This window comes from Ideonella benzenivorans, assembly GCF_020387415.1.
Taxonomy (GTDB): Bacteria; Pseudomonadota; Gammaproteobacteria; order Burkholderiales; family Burkholderiaceae_C; genus Ideonella; species Ideonella benzenivorans.
Map to the genome: position 1 here is coordinate 288,282 of NZ_JAGWCB010000007.1, position 16,102 is coordinate 304,383.

Annotated in this window: 13 protein-coding genes; 3 read left to right on the top strand and 10 right to left on the bottom strand. The window is 68.0% G+C overall.

Annotated elements, in window-relative coordinates; translation table 11 throughout:
- Positions 1 to 111: 111 nt before the first annotated feature.
- The 4 genes from KGA65_RS04375 to KGA65_RS04390 form a co-directional block, all read right to left on the bottom strand.
- Positions 112 to 2,745 (bottom strand): DEAD/DEAH box helicase, encoded by a 2,634-nt coding sequence (locus tag KGA65_RS04375; protein WP_225861920.1) that lies wholly within the window; start codon positions 2,743 to 2,745, stop codon positions 112 to 114.
- Positions 2,746 to 2,768: 23 nt separating this feature from the next.
- Entirely contained in the window at positions 2,769 to 4,733 is a 1,965-nt protein-coding gene (locus KGA65_RS04380; protein WP_225861921.1) for a phospholipase D-like domain-containing protein, read from the bottom strand.
- The gene (locus tag KGA65_RS04385) at positions 4,730 to 6,055 is read right to left on the bottom strand and encodes a hypothetical protein (protein ID WP_225861922.1); all 1,326 of its coding nucleotides are present in this window, start codon (positions 6,053 to 6,055) and stop codon (positions 4,730 to 4,732) included. Before KGA65_RS04385 ends, KGA65_RS04380 begins: the two co-directional genes overlap by 4 nt.
- Positions 6,056 to 6,332: 277 nt before the next feature.
- Positions 6,333 to 7,337, bottom strand: coding sequence for a zinc-dependent alcohol dehydrogenase family protein (locus KGA65_RS04390; RefSeq protein WP_225861923.1), 1,005 nt, complete (start codon positions 7,335 to 7,337; stop codon positions 6,333 to 6,335).
- 99 nt (positions 7,338 to 7,436) lie between these two features.
- On the opposite strand from KGA65_RS04390, the gene KGA65_RS04395 reads away from it, so the two are divergent.
- Positions 7,437 to 8,363, top strand: coding sequence for a LysR family transcriptional regulator (locus KGA65_RS04395; protein ID WP_225861924.1), 927 nt, complete (start codon positions 7,437 to 7,439; stop codon positions 8,361 to 8,363).
- Positions 8,364 to 8,371: 8 nt separating this feature from the next.
- Here KGA65_RS04395 and KGA65_RS04400 read toward each other — a convergent pair whose 3' ends face one another.
- The 5 genes from KGA65_RS04400 to KGA65_RS04420 all read right to left on the bottom strand — a co-directional run bounded on the left by KGA65_RS04400 (position 8,372) and on the right by KGA65_RS04420 (position 13,816).
- Complete coding sequence (locus tag KGA65_RS04400) at positions 8,372 to 8,695, bottom strand: Rieske 2Fe-2S domain-containing protein (RefSeq protein ID WP_225861925.1); 324 nt, start codon at positions 8,693 to 8,695, stop codon at positions 8,372 to 8,374.
- A gap of 131 nt (positions 8,696 to 8,826) precedes the next feature.
- Positions 8,827 to 10,053 (bottom strand): Fic family protein, encoded by a 1,227-nt coding sequence (locus KGA65_RS04405; RefSeq protein WP_225861926.1) that lies wholly within the window; start codon positions 10,051 to 10,053, stop codon positions 8,827 to 8,829.
- Positions 10,054 to 10,167: 114 nt separating this feature from the next.
- Positions 10,168 to 11,472, bottom strand: coding sequence for a DEAD/DEAH box helicase (locus KGA65_RS04410; RefSeq protein ID WP_225861927.1), 1,305 nt, complete (start codon positions 11,470 to 11,472; stop codon positions 10,168 to 10,170).
- A 26-nt stretch (positions 11,473 to 11,498) separates the two neighbouring features.
- A complete protein-coding gene (gene dbpA, locus KGA65_RS04415) occupies positions 11,499 to 12,914 on the bottom strand; it encodes an ATP-dependent RNA helicase DbpA (RefSeq protein WP_225861928.1) in 1,416 nt (471 codons plus the stop codon).
- A gap of 29 nt (positions 12,915 to 12,943) precedes the next feature.
- Positions 12,944 to 13,816: a DMT family transporter gene (locus KGA65_RS04420; protein ID WP_225862181.1), complete on the bottom strand. Its 873-nt coding sequence runs from the start codon at positions 13,814 to 13,816 to the stop codon at positions 12,944 to 12,946.
- A gap of 182 nt (positions 13,817 to 13,998) precedes the next feature.
- On the opposite strand from KGA65_RS04420, the gene KGA65_RS04425 reads away from it, so the two are divergent.
- Entirely contained in the window at positions 13,999 to 14,856 is an 858-nt protein-coding gene (locus tag KGA65_RS04425) for a LysR family transcriptional regulator (RefSeq protein ID WP_225861929.1), read from the top strand.
- Between the two features lie 21 nt (positions 14,857 to 14,877).
- Here KGA65_RS04425 and KGA65_RS04430 read toward each other — a convergent pair whose 3' ends face one another.
- Positions 14,878 to 15,504, bottom strand: coding sequence for an FMN-binding negative transcriptional regulator (locus tag KGA65_RS04430; RefSeq protein WP_225861930.1), 627 nt, complete (start codon positions 15,502 to 15,504; stop codon positions 14,878 to 14,880).
- Between the two features lie 66 nt (positions 15,505 to 15,570).
- Between KGA65_RS04430 and KGA65_RS04435 the strand changes: the two genes are divergently transcribed.
- The gene (locus KGA65_RS04435) at positions 15,571 to 16,089 is read left to right on the top strand and encodes a DUF1345 domain-containing protein (protein ID WP_225862182.1); all 519 of its coding nucleotides are present in this window, start codon (positions 15,571 to 15,573) and stop codon (positions 16,087 to 16,089) included.
- Positions 16,090 to 16,102 lie beyond the last annotated feature (13 nt).

The following is a 16,102-nucleotide window of genomic DNA, read 5'->3' on the forward strand; positions in this document are numbered from 1 at the left end:
AGTGATTTGGGCCTGATAAAGGCAAATTGCGGGCCATGGGGAACTGGCCTAGGGGGCGGGAGGAAGTTGTGACTGTCTTCGGCCAACCTCAGTCGTTCGCGAGATTCAGCCCTAAGGGGGGCTGGCCGCATTGCGCCAGGGTGCTGTAGGAGAGAAGCTGGGCGCCGCCTGCTTCAGCTGATCAAGCAAGCTGTTTTCTCTCTCTGTGATCTGCCCGCCAACCAAGCGCGGCGGGATTACCTCGCCGTGAAGCTGCGCGCGAAGGTCGTCCCATCGCTCGCGCAGCACGCGCCAGTGGTGTTCGTCGTAAGTGCCGCGGAAGATCACCGGCAGCACCTCGATGCGAGGTAGGTCTTCGCCACAGCGCCTTTCGCGCAACGCCCCATGCAGTTCCTTCGCCCAGCGGCTACCCACGCGATCGACGCGACCAATTTGTTGTTCTACCACGCCGGGATTCCACTCGGGGTGCAGCAACACCACCACGCGGCAGGCCTCGTGTAGGTTCAGGCCCTCGCGGCCGACCAGTGATTGCGCGATCAGCACCATTGGCGCGGCCTCGGACCGGTTGAATGCTTGTTGAAGCATGCGACGCGACTCGGTCTTGGTGCCGCCATGCATGAAGCGGGCGAACTCCCCCGTGCGCGTGCCAAATTCGTCTTCCAGTCGGCGCTGGAACTCGGCCCAGCTCTCGGCAGGGTCGTCTTGTGCGTCGGCGTCGGCTTCTGCTGCATCGTTGTCCATCACTGCGTCGACCAACGCCGCGAATTCCTGTCCCAGCTCCCGTGTCTCCATATCGGCAGCTGCATTGGCCGTCAGCTCCAGCAACGCGCGGGCAACTACCGCGACCGGATGGCCGTCTTCGTCGCCAGATGGCGCGTCGGCGGCGGCTGCCTGCAAGCCGGCGCACAGCGTGCGATAGATAGAAGGTGCGGTGAAGGCATCGCCCAAGCGCTGCACCAGAGCTTGGCGGAAGCGCTTACGCAGATTGCGTTCCCGGCGGTAGCCGGCGGCCAACGCATCGTCAATATCTTGCAGCGCGATCGGGTGTTGCGCACCGTGCTCCTCGGTCCATTGCCTGTGCGCGGCACGGATTGCGGGCCATTGGTCCAGACCGTCGGCACTGGCGCGCACGCTGCGTTGCGGCCAGTAACGATCTTCCGCCAGGCGGCGCAACAGCTCGCGTGCGTTAAGCAACAGCTCCAGCGCACGCATCTGGCGCGTGAAGCGGCCAAACACCAAGACCTTCTCGCGTTCGCCGGGCGGCGCAACCACCGCGCGCTTCTCGATGGCGCGCACAGCCTCGCGCAGCACGGGATGCTCGTAGGTGGTGTCGCCCACAGCGTGTAGGCTTTCGCGTAGCGACGCGCGCCAGAACGCTGCTCGCTGCCGAGCATGTGCGTCCAGCGCGGGTTCGGGCGCTTCCGCCTGTCCGTTGCTGCGGGCACGTTCGGCGTTTAGGGCAGCTTCGATACGCTCCTCTTCCTGCACGTCCTCGTCCAAGAACTTGCTGGTGCCGTGGCCGCTGGCGAAGGTGGTGCGCAGGTACTTTTCGTTGCGGCTACCACCGCCTCGGATCAGCGACAGCGCCTCGGCAGCGCATACCGCCTGTCTCCACGGCAGCGACAACTTCTCGGGGTCAACCAACACTTGACCCTCGGTGGCGCGGTAGCTGCCGCCCGCGTGCTCTTCGTAGAGGAGGACATCCGCGTCCTCGCGCTTGTCCCTCCGCACCACGAAGTCGCCCAGCTGGCGCTGGAAGTCGGCGGCCGCCGCGGTGTATGCATCGCGCGCCTGTCCGCTGGTGCGCCAAGCGAGGCGCACGCGCTGCAAAGCCTCTGCATATCGGTCGATAGCGTCCCGCGCCGCCTGCAACCGTTTGGCGGGGATGCGAATGCGCTCCAGCGTCTGCACCCATTGCCCAGCATCCAACTCCACCGGCGTCGCGCTCATGGCCAGATAGCGCGTGTTGTCGTCCACGTGCAGTATTTCGTCCAGCAGGCGGGACAGCCGGCTGTCCTCACCGCGGCTCTTGTGCGCTTCGTCCACCACCACCAGGTCGAAGAGACCAAAGCCAAGGCCGACGGCCTTCATCAGCATGCTGCGGTGTTCCGTGCCCATGGCATAGGTTGCAGGTCGCAACAGTGGCTCCCATTGCGTCTGTTGGGCGAACTGTCGCAGCGCGTCCCCGGCAGGAGACGCATCGTCCTGCATCATCCTTGTGATAGCCTTTGCTGCTAGCCAGGCCTCTTCGCCATAATGCTGTTTGCGTACCTTTCTAATGTGGTCGGGGCGGTCGCACAGCACTGCTACCAGCGCGGGCAGCAGTATCCAGCGGCATGAATGCGCGTTCTCCTGGATCTTCCAGTTGCTGAACGCGTGCGACAGCACCACCACTTTACGCTGGTTCCACGGTATGGGGCCGCCCTCGGCCCAGCCGTCCATGTAGCTGACGATGCCGCGTAACACGTACTCGGTTTCCAGCCCACCGCCACGCAGTTCGCGCTGCCACTGGTAGCCCAGGCCGCTGGGGATCAGCACCGCCACGCGGCCGCCGCTTCGAACCACTGAGTCGATCAGCTGCACGGCGATGCGCGTCTTACCCATGCCGACTTCGTCGGCCAGCACCATGCCATTGCGCGGCAGCTGGGTACCGAAAACCCGCAAAGTGGCACGCTGCCCCTTGTTGAGCCGCACCGCGGCGCCGGTGGCCTCCTGAGCTTCGATCTGCGCCACCTGGCCTGCCAAGTGTGCAGACACTTCAAGCCACCTCATAACTCATTCTCCCCGGAGCGCGCCACGGACTCCAGCCCGCAGACCTCCCAGCACTTCTCCACTGCGTCCAGCACCGGAAGGTAGCGCGCGAGCGCCGCCGATAAAGGATCTCGGGCAAACACCGGCAGACTGCACTCGGCGCGTAGCACCGCCAGCGGATTCAACGCAAGCTGGCGCTTGAAGGCGTCAACCACTGGGCAATCAGCTGCTTGGCGTAGCGCCTGTTCTAGGCTGATGCACCACGCGTCCCAGTCCGCTTCGGACAAGCCGGCCTGCTTGTCGGCGACGTTCTCCATCAGACGCATCATGGTCCGGATGGCACTGTCGACGGGATCAGGCGCCGCTGCCCTGGCCAGTACTGTTCCTGTCTCGAAATCCCGCGTGTCGGTGTCACAGTCCTCTTCGGCCGGCGACTGCGGGAATTGCGCCAGCTGCCACCACGCCGACTCCAGATCCAGCTTGGGTAGCTCCACCGCGGCCACGCGACCCGCGCTATCGATGACAGGAATGCTGCAACGCAGCTGTTCACCGGTAACGCTCCATTGCACCACTACCGAAGGCTGCTGCGCGCCGCGCCAGACCACCTCCTGTGGCCCCAGGTAGGCGCAGACGTTGCCCGCCGTGTCCAGCACTTCGACCGGCACGGTGTAGGCTGGAAGCACCAGCCGAGCCGGCTGGCCAGCTGGCAACGGCACGTAGCGGCACCAGGAAACGGGCGGAGCCACAAACGCTGGTGGGCGCTCGGGCATCTCGGAACCAGCCTGCAATTGGGCCACATCCTTCACTTCGTGCTTCCATTGCATTGGTAGGCGGCTGCTAGCGCATGACTCCTGCCCAGGTTTGGACCAAGTCAGCGCGTCGTCGCCAAACACCACACCGGCCTCCAGGTTGCCCTGCGGACAGTTCTGCAGGATACCGGGCCTTGTCAGGTTCCCGGAGCCCAAGTAGATCCAACCGTTGAGGCACTTGTCAGAATCTTTGCGATAGCCGCAACCGAAGATGAATTTTGCGTGCAACGTGCGTGCGGGGCGCTGGTCCAGGAAGGGCGGCGGCTCGGCAGCCCACACGCGCCAGCCCAGGGCCCAGATGGCAGTCAATCCGCTAGCCACAGCCTGGCAAGCGGTGGGTTCGACGAACAGGTGCACTTCGCAACTGCGGGTTGCCAAGCCGGCATCCCTCAGCGCGTCGACGATTTGCACTAGCGCCACCGGTGGCTCCTTGCTGGTCCCGCCTTCGTAGAAGCCAGAGCCGAGCATCAGCGTGTTGCGGTCCATCTCTCCGGCGTGGTGCCGCACGAATTCCGGCAGTTGGCGCAGCAGCGACTTCTTACGCGAGTCGAAGAAGCGCGCCTTCCGGCGAGGACGGTCCACGGCCCGTACCCAGGCGTCGAACTTGCCGCGGGCCAGCGCAGTGAGGCTTCGCGGCTCCGCTTCCAACGCGCCCAGGTCGAACTTGGGTTGCAGCCAGTGAAATAAGTCCCAGGCCGCCGCCACATCGGCGCGCGCCTGCAATGGGCCCAGGTCGCGCAAGGCGAGGTCCTCAGAGCGGACCTCTACCAACCACATCGCATCCAGACTGCGCTCCAGCGTTTCACGCGTCCAGTTGCCAGTGCTTACCACCAGCCGCAGGCACCAGCGTTCCGGCTCCTGTTCGTGGCGGTAGCCGAGCAGCGCCAACTTGGCATGTAACAGCGCGAAGTGCGATGCGTCGCGCATAGGCGCGTGCAGCACGCCAGGCGCATCGTGTGGCAGCACCTGCGACTGGCCACTATCAAGCAGCACGATCAGAGCCAGCTTGCCAGCATAGGCGCGCTGCGCCGTGGTTTGGCGCGTGAAGCGCTCCGCCGCGGCGTCCAGGAAAGCTGCATCGGCCGAATAGCCGCATAGCCACCCAAAAGTGCCGACATAACTCTCGGGCGGCGCGAAACATTGCAGCAGGGAAGGGGGCAGGTAGCGACTCATGCGGCTGTCTCCGCCTCGCCCAGCCACTGGTCCAGTCGTGCTTCCAGGTCCAATTCCATGAGGAAGAGATTGCGCATACGGAAGGACATGCCGGCCGGTAACAGAATGCGGTCGGACAAGACGGCTGTCGCTTCATCGCCGTCCTGTTCTTCGCTCTCTTCCCCTGCTGCGCCGTCGAAGGCCATACCAGGCACGATCTCCGCGTCGCTCAGCCGCAGCACACGACCGTCTCGGGCTACGAGCTGGGCCAGCACCTGCTGATGTTCCCCCCGAGCTATTTCGCGACAGAACTGCAAGCCGGCCGGGTGGTAGTTGCCGTGCTCGGCTCCGGTGAGGAATTGCTCGGCAGCCGCCTGTGCGGCCGCTAGGGCTCTACCCACCGTGGTGGGCGGCGGCGCAGTCAGTCGAAGCGCGTGGCCCGCCGGCCCCATTACACGTTCACATGCATCAAGCACGGCTAGGGCAGCGTCGCGTGCGCGGAAAAAACTCGCGCCAGCGTGAAGATCAGCCCAATGCTCAGGTGAAAACTCCTCCGGAGCGTGCACGTCCCAGCCTGACGTCGGCTCGTCCTGCAGCCGGCGCACCCAGGCTAGCGCCGCGCGGCGGCGAATGGAATTCGCGTCGCTGCGAGCCGACAGGCGTTCCCTCAGGACCTCGGAGGCACGCGGTGGCAGTGGCGCCAGCGGCGTGATTGCTCTCTCGATGGTCGCAATGTGGGCTACCCGCACGGGACTGCCCACCATCCACTTCGCCAACGTGTCTATTAGGCCGCTACCGTGCCAGCACGCGGGATATGGGGCGCAAGCCGCTTCGAGAAGCGCCTCGCCCGCCTCGGACACGCAGTAGGCATTGAAGCGCTCACTGTTGGAGTCGACCAGGCCGAGAGCCAGCAGTGGCTGCACCGCCGACATACGCATCGGTTGGGTGACGTAGAACCCGGGGCGGCGCATCACTTGAAACGTGAGATTGTTGGCGTCTTGCAGCTTCTGCGCGCCGCGTATTCGCGCATCGCGGCGCTGAGCACCGCTCGACCGCGCCTTGCGCTGCCGCTCCAGCGTTGCCAATGCCATGCGGCAGGCGAGCGCTTCCACGGCATTCGCCGCCTCAATGTTGGAAACCTGTATGCTTTCACGGGCTTTGGCAGCCGCCGCGATGCCCAGCAACGGCCAAAGCAACTGCCTGCCGGTCCAGATACTGCCCATGCCCGGCACCGCCAGTTCGTTGAACTGCCGCACCGCAGCGCCGACATCCAGTGTGCGGACTCGCCGGGCCGCGACCAAGCCATCCGGCCCCATGAGGCCCCATGGAGTGGATGGATTCATCGCGTGGCGGCTCTCAACATTGGCTGTAGCACAAAGAGACGTTGCTGCGTGCTTGCAAAAAAGGGAGCAGGAAGCGAATCGCTGTCGCGCCTCCTCGCACGAAGGCGCGGTGTTGAGAAGGCGACCTCCCGGTTCGCTATTACGTTTTGTAGCACGGTGCCCTGGCAGGCCGCTTCATGCTCGTCATCTCAAATGTTGACTGTCTACTTTCCAGCCATCTATTGACGCTTCCCGAAGGACTGCTCCCGGTCGAAAGCCGTCTCCACCAAGCACGATCTCACATCCGCACCACCACCTTGCCGAAGGCCCCCCGGGCCAGGTGCGCAAACGCTGCCGGCACCTCCTCGAAGCCATACTCGGCGGCAATCACCGGTTGCAGCCGATTGAGGTCCACCGCGCGGACCAGGTCTTCCAGCGCGCGGCGGTGGCCCACGCTGATGCCCTGCACCACGGCGCGCTGCAGCAGGGCGTCGTAGGTGGAGGCGGTGAACTCGCCGCCGTCCAGCACGCCGATCATGGACAGACGGCCGCCCTGGGCCAGCACGGCCATGGAGCGCGCGACGTTGGCGCCGCCCACGGTTTCCAGCACCTGATCCACGCCGTGCCCGCCGGTGAGGCGGCGGATCTCTGCCGGCCAGTCGCTGTCGCGCGCCAGGGCGTGGTGGGCGCCCAGCGCCTGCGCGCGCTCGCGCTTGTCCGCGCTGCCGGAGACCACGATGGCCTGCGCCCCGTGCAAGCGGGCCAACTGCACGCCGAACAACGCGACCCCGCCGGTGCCGTGGACGAGCACAGTCTGGCCGGCGCGCAGTCCGCCCTGTTCCACCAAGGCGAACCAGGCGGTCAGCCCGGCGCAGGGCAGGGTGCTGGCTTGCACGGCGGACGCGCTGGCCGGCGCGGCCACCAGCCATTGCGCATCCAGCAGCACATGCGAGGCCAGGCCGCCCGGCCCCGGCGCCCCGAGGATGGTCACGTCGGCAGGCGCCTGCCCGTCGATCCACCCGCCGACAAAGGTGCTGATGACCCGCTCGCCACCTTGCCAGCGGTGCACCCCGGCCCCCACGGCCGCGACCGTGCCCGCAAAGTCCGACGCCGGCACCAGCGGATGTGGCATGCCGCGGCCGTAGCTGCCGGTGGTGACCATCAGGTCGCGGTAGTTCAGGGCCGCGGCCTCCACCCGCACCAGCACCTGGCCGGGGCCGGGCAGGGGCAGAGGGGATTCGATGCAGCTCAGATGCTCCAGGCCCGGGGCCGTGAGTTGCCATTGGCGCAGCAGTTCGCTCATGGGATGTTCCTTGGAAAGACAACGGAGCGAGATGCTATTGATTCCACCGGCGGCGCAGTGAAGCCATTTATTCCGTGGAATGGCGCCACAATGGCGCCAATGAGCGAACGTCTGAACGGCATTGAAGCCTTCGCCGCCGCGGTAGAAACCGGCAACTTCGCCCTGGCGGCGCAGCGGCTGGGGCTGACGCGTTCGGCCGTGGGCAAGAGCGTGGCGCGGCTGGAGGCACGGCTGGGCACGCGCCTGTTCCACCGCACCACCCGCAGCCAGAGCCTGACCGAGGACGGGCTGGCCTATTACGAGCGTTGCCGCCGGGCGCTGGCCGAATTGGAGGCGGCCGATGCCGCCCTGGAGGCCGGCCGGCTCACACCCTCCGGGCGGCTGCGCATCACCATGCCCGAGCTGCTGGGCCGGGTGCTGGTGGCGCCCCTGCTGTTGGAGCTGGGGGCGCAGTACCCGGCGCTGTCCTTCGACGCTTCTTTCAACGATCGGCGGGTGGACCTGGTGGAAGAGGGCGTGGACCTGGCCGTCCGCAGCGGCCCGCTGGACGACAGCACGGCCCTGGCGGCCCGAGCGCTGGGACATCAGTGGATGGGCATGTTTGCCGCACCGGCGTACCTGGCCGCGCACGGCCGGCCCGCCAGCCTGGAGGCCCTGCTCGCCCAGGCGTCCGCGCACCGCTTCGTCGGCTATGTGCGCGACAGCGGCCGGCATCCCTGGCAGTTCCGGGATGCCAAGGGCCAGGCGGTGGCGTTCACCCCGCCCAGCCAGTTCGACTTCGGCTGCAACAGCCTGGAGATTGCGGCCCTGGCGGCCGCCCAGGGGGCCGGCATTGCGCGGCTGCCGGTCTGGCTGGTGCGGGAGGCGCTGGACCAGGGCCGCCTGGTGCGGGTGTTCAACGAGCCGCAGGCCTTCGGCTACGCCGTCCATGCCGTGTGGCCGCACGCCCGCGCCATGCCGCTGAAGACGCGGGTGCTGATCGACCTGCTGGTCGAGCGCCTGGTGCCGGCGCTGGCTGTGCGTTGAGGGGCGGGTCAGCGCTGAGCTTGCAGGTCAATTTCCACCTGGCCGTCGTCGGTCAGGCGCAGCGGGTATTCGTCCAGCGCGCAGCCTTCGGGCCGCAGGCCTTCACCGTTGCGTCCGTCGAACACCCAGCCATGCACGGTGCAGGTCAGGGTGCGACCGTTGAACTGCGAGTTGTTGACCAGCGACTGCTGCTCATGCGGGCACAGGCCGGTGAAGGCGCGGGGCTGGCCGCCGTCAGGCCAGATGACCAGCACCTCGTGGCCGTCGAGCAGGAAAGGCACGGCCTCACCTTCGCCCAGGTAGCGCTGCTTGCACAGGGTTTGAAAGGCCATGGTGTCGCTGCTCCTCGCCTTGCCTGGGGGCTGGGCCGTCAGCGCGGTCGCGCTGTCGGCAAGCCGACAAACCCAGGGTGTGAAGCGAGCGCAGCAAAAGCCGCGCCAGCTGCTGTGGCGATCCGCGCGGGCTAAGGCCTGGGGGGGGCCGCGTCGGCCTCCGCCTCCGGCCAGAGGGCGGGAAAGAGAAAACGCAGGGCATCCAGGGGGATGCCGAAGCGCACCGGCCCGCGGGGCGAATCAGAGCGCAACAGGCCCGCGTCCAGCAGCTTGCCGATCAGGGTGGTGGCGGTGCGTTCGCCCAGACCGCTCATGCTGGCAAAGTCCCCGCGGGAGACCTCCCCTTGCGTGGCAAAGAGATAGTGCAGCGGCCGCAGGGCCTCCCTGCGCAGCCCGCGTTTGACGACATGCTCTTCGTGGGCCAGCAGCGCACCCAGGCGGTCCTGCATGTCACGCAGGTTCAGCATGCGGGACATGAAGCGCACCTGGTCCAGGCAGATGCCGATGAAGAACGCGATCCAGGCCAGCAGCATGCGCTCGCTGAGATGCCCTCGGCCATCCAGGTCCCCCATGCGTGGCATGTCGGCATTGCCCAGGGCTTCGCTGTAGTGCTCGGCCTGGCGGGCCAGGCCCCGCAAGGGTGACCAGAGACCGCCGGTCAGTTCCAGGGCGCCCAGCACGGCCAAACTGTGCAAGCGGGCGGTACGGCCATTGCCGTCGGCAAAGGGATGGATCCAGACCAGGCGGTGATGCGCCGCGGCGGCGGCGACGATCTGCAATTCGCCACGCCGGGCTTGCCCATACACGGTGGACCAGCGCGCCAGCAGATCGGGCAGTGCCGCGGCAGCCGGGGCGACATGGTTCTTGATGCGGACCTCTCGCGTGCGGATTTCGCCCGGCGTCACCACCAGGGCCTCACTGACCGCACCCTGCGGGTCGTGCAGCCGGACGATCCTGTCGGCGTCGCTGAGCTGTCCAAACAGGTGGTGGTGGATGCGGCAGAGGAAATCCGGCGCGTAGGCTTGGGCCACGCTGACCGGCTCCGCGTGGATCCATTGCTCGGTGGCGATGTGGGCCAGCGCCAGACGCTGGAGGCGGGCTTTTTCAGCGTTGGTGGAGAAGTCCTGGGACAGGGCTTGTTGGATCTCCAGCGGTCGGGTGTGCTCGCCCTCGATCTTGTTGGAGTAGTACGAGTTCATCGACCGCAGCAGCCGGGCCAACTCCTGGCTGACGCCGTTCTGGCAGGCACCGGTCAGGCGAGCGGCTTCGGTGCGAAGGTCGTGCGCCAAGCCCAGCACCTCGTCCGCCTGCCCGTCCCGCGGCAGCAGCGGCTCCATTTGCGAGGGGTGGTCGTACATGCGCCATATTTTGCGTATTACCAATGAATACGCAAGTGGTTGATTTTTTTTATTTTATTGAATCAATTGCGGAAAGAATTGCGGATCCATCTTCGCGCACGGGACGCCGGTCAATCAGTCGCCCGAACCAGCCGCCGCCGCTCGCAGCTTGTCCTTCTTGCTCGGCCGCTTGCCCTTGATGCCGCCGCTGGCGGCGCCGGCCGGGGCGGTCTCGGTCACGCCGAAGCCGGCGATGCGCTCGCGCGGCACGCGGTGGCCTTGGCGCTTTTCGATCAGGCGGAAATGCGCCTCGGTGGCGGGGCTGATGAAGCTGATGGCCAGGCCGCTGGCGCCGGCGCGGGCGGTGCGGCCGATGCGGTGCACATAGTCCACCGCAGCGCGGGGCAGGTCGTAGTTGACCACCACCGGCAGCTGGGCGATGTCGATGCCGCGCCCGGCCAGGTCGGTGGCCACCAGCACCTGCAGCTCGCCGGCCTTGAAGGCGGCCAGCAGGCGCGTGCGGGCGCCCTGGCTGGCGTCGCCGTGGAAGGCCTCGGCCGTCAGGCCGGCGCGGCGCAGCTTGTCGGCCACATGGTCGCAGGCGTAGCGCGTGGCCACGAAGACCATCACCCGGGGCCAGCCCTCCTGGGCGATCAGCTGGCGCAGCAGCGGGGTGCGGCGGGTGCTGTCCACCTCGATGGCGCGTTCGGTCAGCAAGGGCGCGGCGGCTTCTGCGCCCTGAGGGCCTTCGGTGTCGGCGCTGGCGCCGGGCGCGGGGGCCACGTCCACCCGCAGCGGGTCCCGCAGCAGTTGGTGGGCCAGGGCATCCACCTCCGCCGGGAAGGTGGCCGAGAACAGCAGGTTCTGGCGCCGCGCCGGCAGCGCGCGCAGCACACCGGCCAGTTCGTCGGCAAAGCCGCTGTCCAGCAGGCGATCGGCCTCGTCCAGCACCAGGGTGTGGACGTCGTCCAGGCGCAGGCCGTTGTGCTCCAGCACGTCCAGCAGCCGCCCCGGGGTGGCCACCACCACGTCGGCACCAGCGCGCAGGGCCATCAGCTGCGGGTTGATGGACACGCCGCCGTACAGCACGCTGAGCTTGACCGGTGTGGGCAGGCCCTGGGTGATCTGCTGCAGCGTCTCGCCCACCTGGGCGGCCAGTTCGCGGGTGGGCACCAGCACCAGGGCCTGGGGCCGGCGCTTGCCGATGGGGGCATGGGCGGCCAGGCGCTGCAGCAGGGGCAGGGCATACGCCAGGGTCTTGCCCGAGCCGGTGGGCGCGCAGGCCAGCACGTCCTGCCCGGCCAGCGCGGCCGGGATGGCGGCGGTCTGCACCGGGGAGGGGGTGTCCAGACCCAGGGCCTGGACGGCACGCAGCAGACGGGGCGAGAGCCCGAGGTCGTCCCAGCGGGCCGCGTCCGCGCTTTCAGAGGCTTCGGTCACGGCAGGCGTGTTCTCCGGCGATTCGCTCACAGCAGCCTCACCTTCACCGCACGGCCCTTGACCTTGCCGGCCGACAGGCCGCGCAGCGCGGCGTCGGCGATGCTGCGCTCCACCGCCACATAGGTGGAGAAGTCGTTGACGTTGATCTTGCCGATCTTGCTGCCGTCAAAGCCCAGGTCCTTGGTCAGCGCGCCCAGCACGTCGCCGGGGCGGATCTTCTCCTTGCGCCCGCCCAGGATCTGCAGCGTCACCATCGGAGGCAGCAGGGGCGGGGCGTCGGTGGCGTCGGCCAGCTCGCTCAGCGGGTGCCACTCGCTGGGGCGGCCCTGCATCTCGTCGATGCGGCCCACGCTGCCCATCTCGTCCAGGCTGGCCAGGCTGAAGGCCCAGCCCTCGGCCTCGGCCCGGCCAGTGCGGCCCACGCGGTGCACATGCACCTCGGGGTCGGGGGTGATGTCCACGTTGATGACGGCTTCGAGCTGGGCGATGTCCAGGCCGCGGGCGGCCACGTCGGTGGCCACCAGCACGCTGCAGCTGCGGTTGGCAAAGCGCACCAGCACCTGGTCGCGCTCGCGCTGGTCCAGGTCGCCGTGCAGCTCCAGCGCGGTGAAGCCCTGGGCCTGCAGCACGGCCACCAGGTCGCGGCACTGCTGCTTGGTGTTGCAGAAGGCCAGGGTGCTGACCGGGCGGAAGTGCTTGAGCAGCAGGCTCACCGCGTGCAGGCGCTCGCTGTCCTTCACCTCATAGAACTGCTGGCGGATCTTGGTCTCGGCGTGGCGCTCGGTGAGCTTCACCTCCTTGGGGTCGCGCATGAAGCGCCCGGCCAGCTTGGCCACGCCATCGGGGTAGGTGGCCGAGAACAGCAGGGTCTGGCGCGCCTTGGGGCAGCGTTCCACCACCTGGGCGATGTCGTCGGCGAAGCCCATGTCCAGCATGCGGTCGGCCTCGTCCAGCACCAGGGTGTTCAGCGCGTCCAGCGCCAGCGTGTCGCGCGCGAGGTGGTCCAGGATGCGGCCGGGCGTGCCCACCACGATGTGGGCGCCGTGCGCCAGGCTGGCCAGCTGGTTGCGGATGGGCGCGCCCCCGCACAGGGTCAGGGTCTTGATGTTGTCCTCGGCCCGGGCCAGGCGACGGATCTCCTGCGTCACCTGTTCGGCCAGCTCGCGGGTGGGGCACAGCACCAGGGCCTGCACGGCAAAGCGGCGCGGGTTCAGGTTGGCCAGCAGGGGCAGGGTGAAGGCGGCGGTCTTGCCGCTGCCGGTCTTGGCCTGGGCGATCAGGTCAGCCCCGGCCAGGGCCAGCGGCAGGCTGGCGGCCTGGATGGGCGTCATCGCCAGGTAGCCCAGTTGGTGCAGATTGGCCTGCATGGCCGGGGGCAGGGGCAGGCTGGCGAAGGAGGCGGCGGCGGGCGCGGGAGCGCCGGTCGTGTCGGTGCGGGTCATGCACGATTGTCCGCTGTGTCGACCCATCCCTACAAACGGCGACGCCCTGTGGCGCCCGTGGGGCGGTTCACCAGGCCGATGCCGGCCAGCACCAGCACGCTGCCGACGAGGAAGGGAGCTTCCAGCGGCTCGTCCAGCAGCCAGACGCTCAACAGCACCCCGAGTACCGGGGTCAGGAAAGAGAATACCCCCAGGCGCGAGGCGAGGTAGTGCCGCAGTAGCCAGAACCAGGCGAGAAAGCTGGCGAAGGAGACGACCAGACTCTGGAAGCCGAGGTGCCACCACAGCGTGGGGGAGGGCTGCCAGTGCCACTGCCCGCTGAGCCCGGCGATGGGCAGCAGCAGCACGAAGGCGCCGAGCAACTGGTACATCAGCGTCTCGGTGGCGGGTGCGCTGGCCAGCGACGAGCAGCGCAGCGCCAGGGTGGTGGCCCCCCAGGCGGCCCCGGCCATCAGGGCCAGCGCATCGCCCAGCAGCACCCGGGCGATGGCGCTGTCGCCCGGCCCGGCATGGCCCCCCAGAAAGGCCAGGGCAATGCCCCCGAAGGCCAGTGCAATGCCCACCCATTGGAGGCGCCCGAGCCGCTCGGCCGGCAACCGGGCGTGCAGCCCCAGGGCCGCGAAGAGCGGGGCGGTGTACTGAAAGACCACCACATGCGAGGCCTGCGTGAACCGAAGGGCTTCGGCCACCAGCAGGAACTCCAGTGCGAAGAGGCTGCCCACCAGGGCCCCGGCTCGCCGATGGCGAGGGTCCGGGCGGTCCCCGCGCTGCCACATCAGCGTCGACAGCAGGAGTAGCGCCACCAATGAGCGCACTGCCACCATCAGCATGGGGCTGGCCACGGGGGCGGCGGCTTTCAGCGAGATTTGCTGCAGGCCCCACAGAACGCAGAGGATGCTCATCGCGCCGATGGCACGGGCGTCCAAGGGGCCAGGGACTGGCGTTGGGGCGGGGCGGGTACCGGCGGTGAGGGGCGGGGTGTTCGGCGTGGGCAGGGCGGTCATGGTGGTGTCAATGTGCACTCGGGGAAGCATCCTGAAAAGCAGATAATTTGCGTGACTTTCATTCGAAAATCGAATCCAAGATGGAGCTGCAGACCGACTGGCTGAAGGCCTTCGTGGCCACGGTGGATGCCGGCTCGCTGTCGAGCGCTGCACAGGAGGTGCACCGCTCGCAGTCGGCCGTCAGCATGCAGATCAAGAAGCTGGAGGCCGCGGCCGGCTGCGCGCTGCTGGTGCGGGGGCCGCGTCAATTGCGCCTCACCCCCGAAGGGCAGGTATTGCTGGGCTATGCCCGGCGCATGCTGGACCTGCAGGCCGAGGCGCGGGTGGCCTTGCATGGCGAGACCGTCACCGGCCTGGTGCGGCTCGGGGTGCCCGACGACTATGCGGCCAAGTACCTGACGCCGGTGTTGCGGCGCTTCGCCCAGAGTCATGGCGGGGTCGAGATCCACCTGAACTGCGAGCAGTCCACTGCCTTGATTCCGCGCGTGGCGGCGGGCGAGCTGGACCTGGCCCTGGTCTCGCGCGACCATGCCCGCCGCGGCACGCTGCTCTTCCATGAGCCGATGGTCTGGGTGGGCTCGCCGCAGTTCGACGTCTGGAACCGGCAGCCCCTGCCGATTGCGGTGTACGAGGAGGCCAGCCTGGCCTGGCGCGGCGCCATCCAGTCGCTGGCCCTGCGGGGGCGGCCTTACAAGGTGGTCTACCACAGCGCCAGTCTGGCGGGCCAGCTGGCCGCGGTGGAAAGCGGCCTGGCCGTGGCCGCCCTGACGCAGTGCAGTGCGCCTGCACACCTGCAGATTCTGGGGCCTGAACAGGGCCTGGGGCCGCTGGAGCCGATGCAGGTGGCCGTTTACCGCAGCCGGGCCTCGCAGGGCTCCAAGGCGGTGGACCGTCTGCACCGCATGCTGGTGCAGACGCTGCGCTACGCGGTGCGCTGAGGGGCGGCGTGCCCAGGGTTTTCAGGGCAGGGTGCTCTTCATGGTTTGGGCCAGGGCCTGCTGACCATGGGCCTCCAGCGCCTGGATGGCGCCCTCGCGGTCGCGCCGCTCGTGGTTCTGGTTCAGCTTGCGCTTGCCCACCAGACGGGTGATGCGCACCTCGATGCCGACGATGCGCTGCAGCTGTTCGTGGAGGTAGTCGGCCGGGGCATCGCCCATCTTCCAGGGCTCGGGCTGGGTGGCTTCGTGGGTGCGGGTCAGCCGGGCCAGCACGCCGCGCAGGAACTTCTCATCGTTGTGTACCTGCAGGGTGCCGTGCGCATGCACGACCTCGTAGGCCCAGGTGGGCACGCGGCGGTGGCTGTCCTGCTTGCCGGGGTACCAGCTGGGCGAGATGTAGCCCTGCGGCCCCTGGAAGATGACCAGCACCGGGGTGCCGTTGGCCAGGTTCTGCCACAGCGGGTTGGCCCGGGCCACATGGGCCAGCAGCACGCCGGCCGCGCCCTGTTCGGCGTCGAGCAGAAAGGGCAGGTGGTTGGCATCCAGCCCGGTGTCACCGTGGGTGACCAGGGTGCCCAGCGGATGGGCCTGGATCAGACGGTGCAGGACGGCCGGGGACGGTTCAGCGAAATGGTCAGGCAGGTACATGGTGCAAAGGGTTGAAAGCCTGGTGCCACTGTGCCGCGGATCGGGTTGGCGGGAAACAGCCAGTGCATGTTGATTGGGCCGGTACAGATCGGGTGCGCACGGGGACTGACGGCTGGGCGCACGCTTCACGGCCTATGCTCGGGGCTGCTTACGCATGGCCAGCATTCCCATGACTTCCCGACTCCGCGCTTTGCGCATCCTGCGCATCCTGCGCATTCTGCGCGGCCCCCCCCGCCGGATTGGCTCCCTGCTGTTCGGGCTTGTCGCGGCCTGGGGCCTGCCCCACGCCCAGGTCGGCCGCGGGGTCACCCGTCTCATCGTCGGCTGGAATGCCTTTGTCTGGCGGTGCAGACCATCGTCGCCTCCTGGCTGTTCACCCAGGTGATGTTTGCCTTGCACTATGCGCACGACTTCCATGCGGCCTTGGTGCGGGGCCAGCCCGGTGGCCTGCAGTTTCCAGACACCCCCTCGCCCGACTACCTGGACTTCTTCTACTTCTCCGCGGTGATCGGCACCTCGGGGCAGACCGCTGACGTGTGCTTTGCCAGCGGTCTGATGATCAATGGGGCGTCCAGCCTGCGGTGAGATGGGGCCCGCC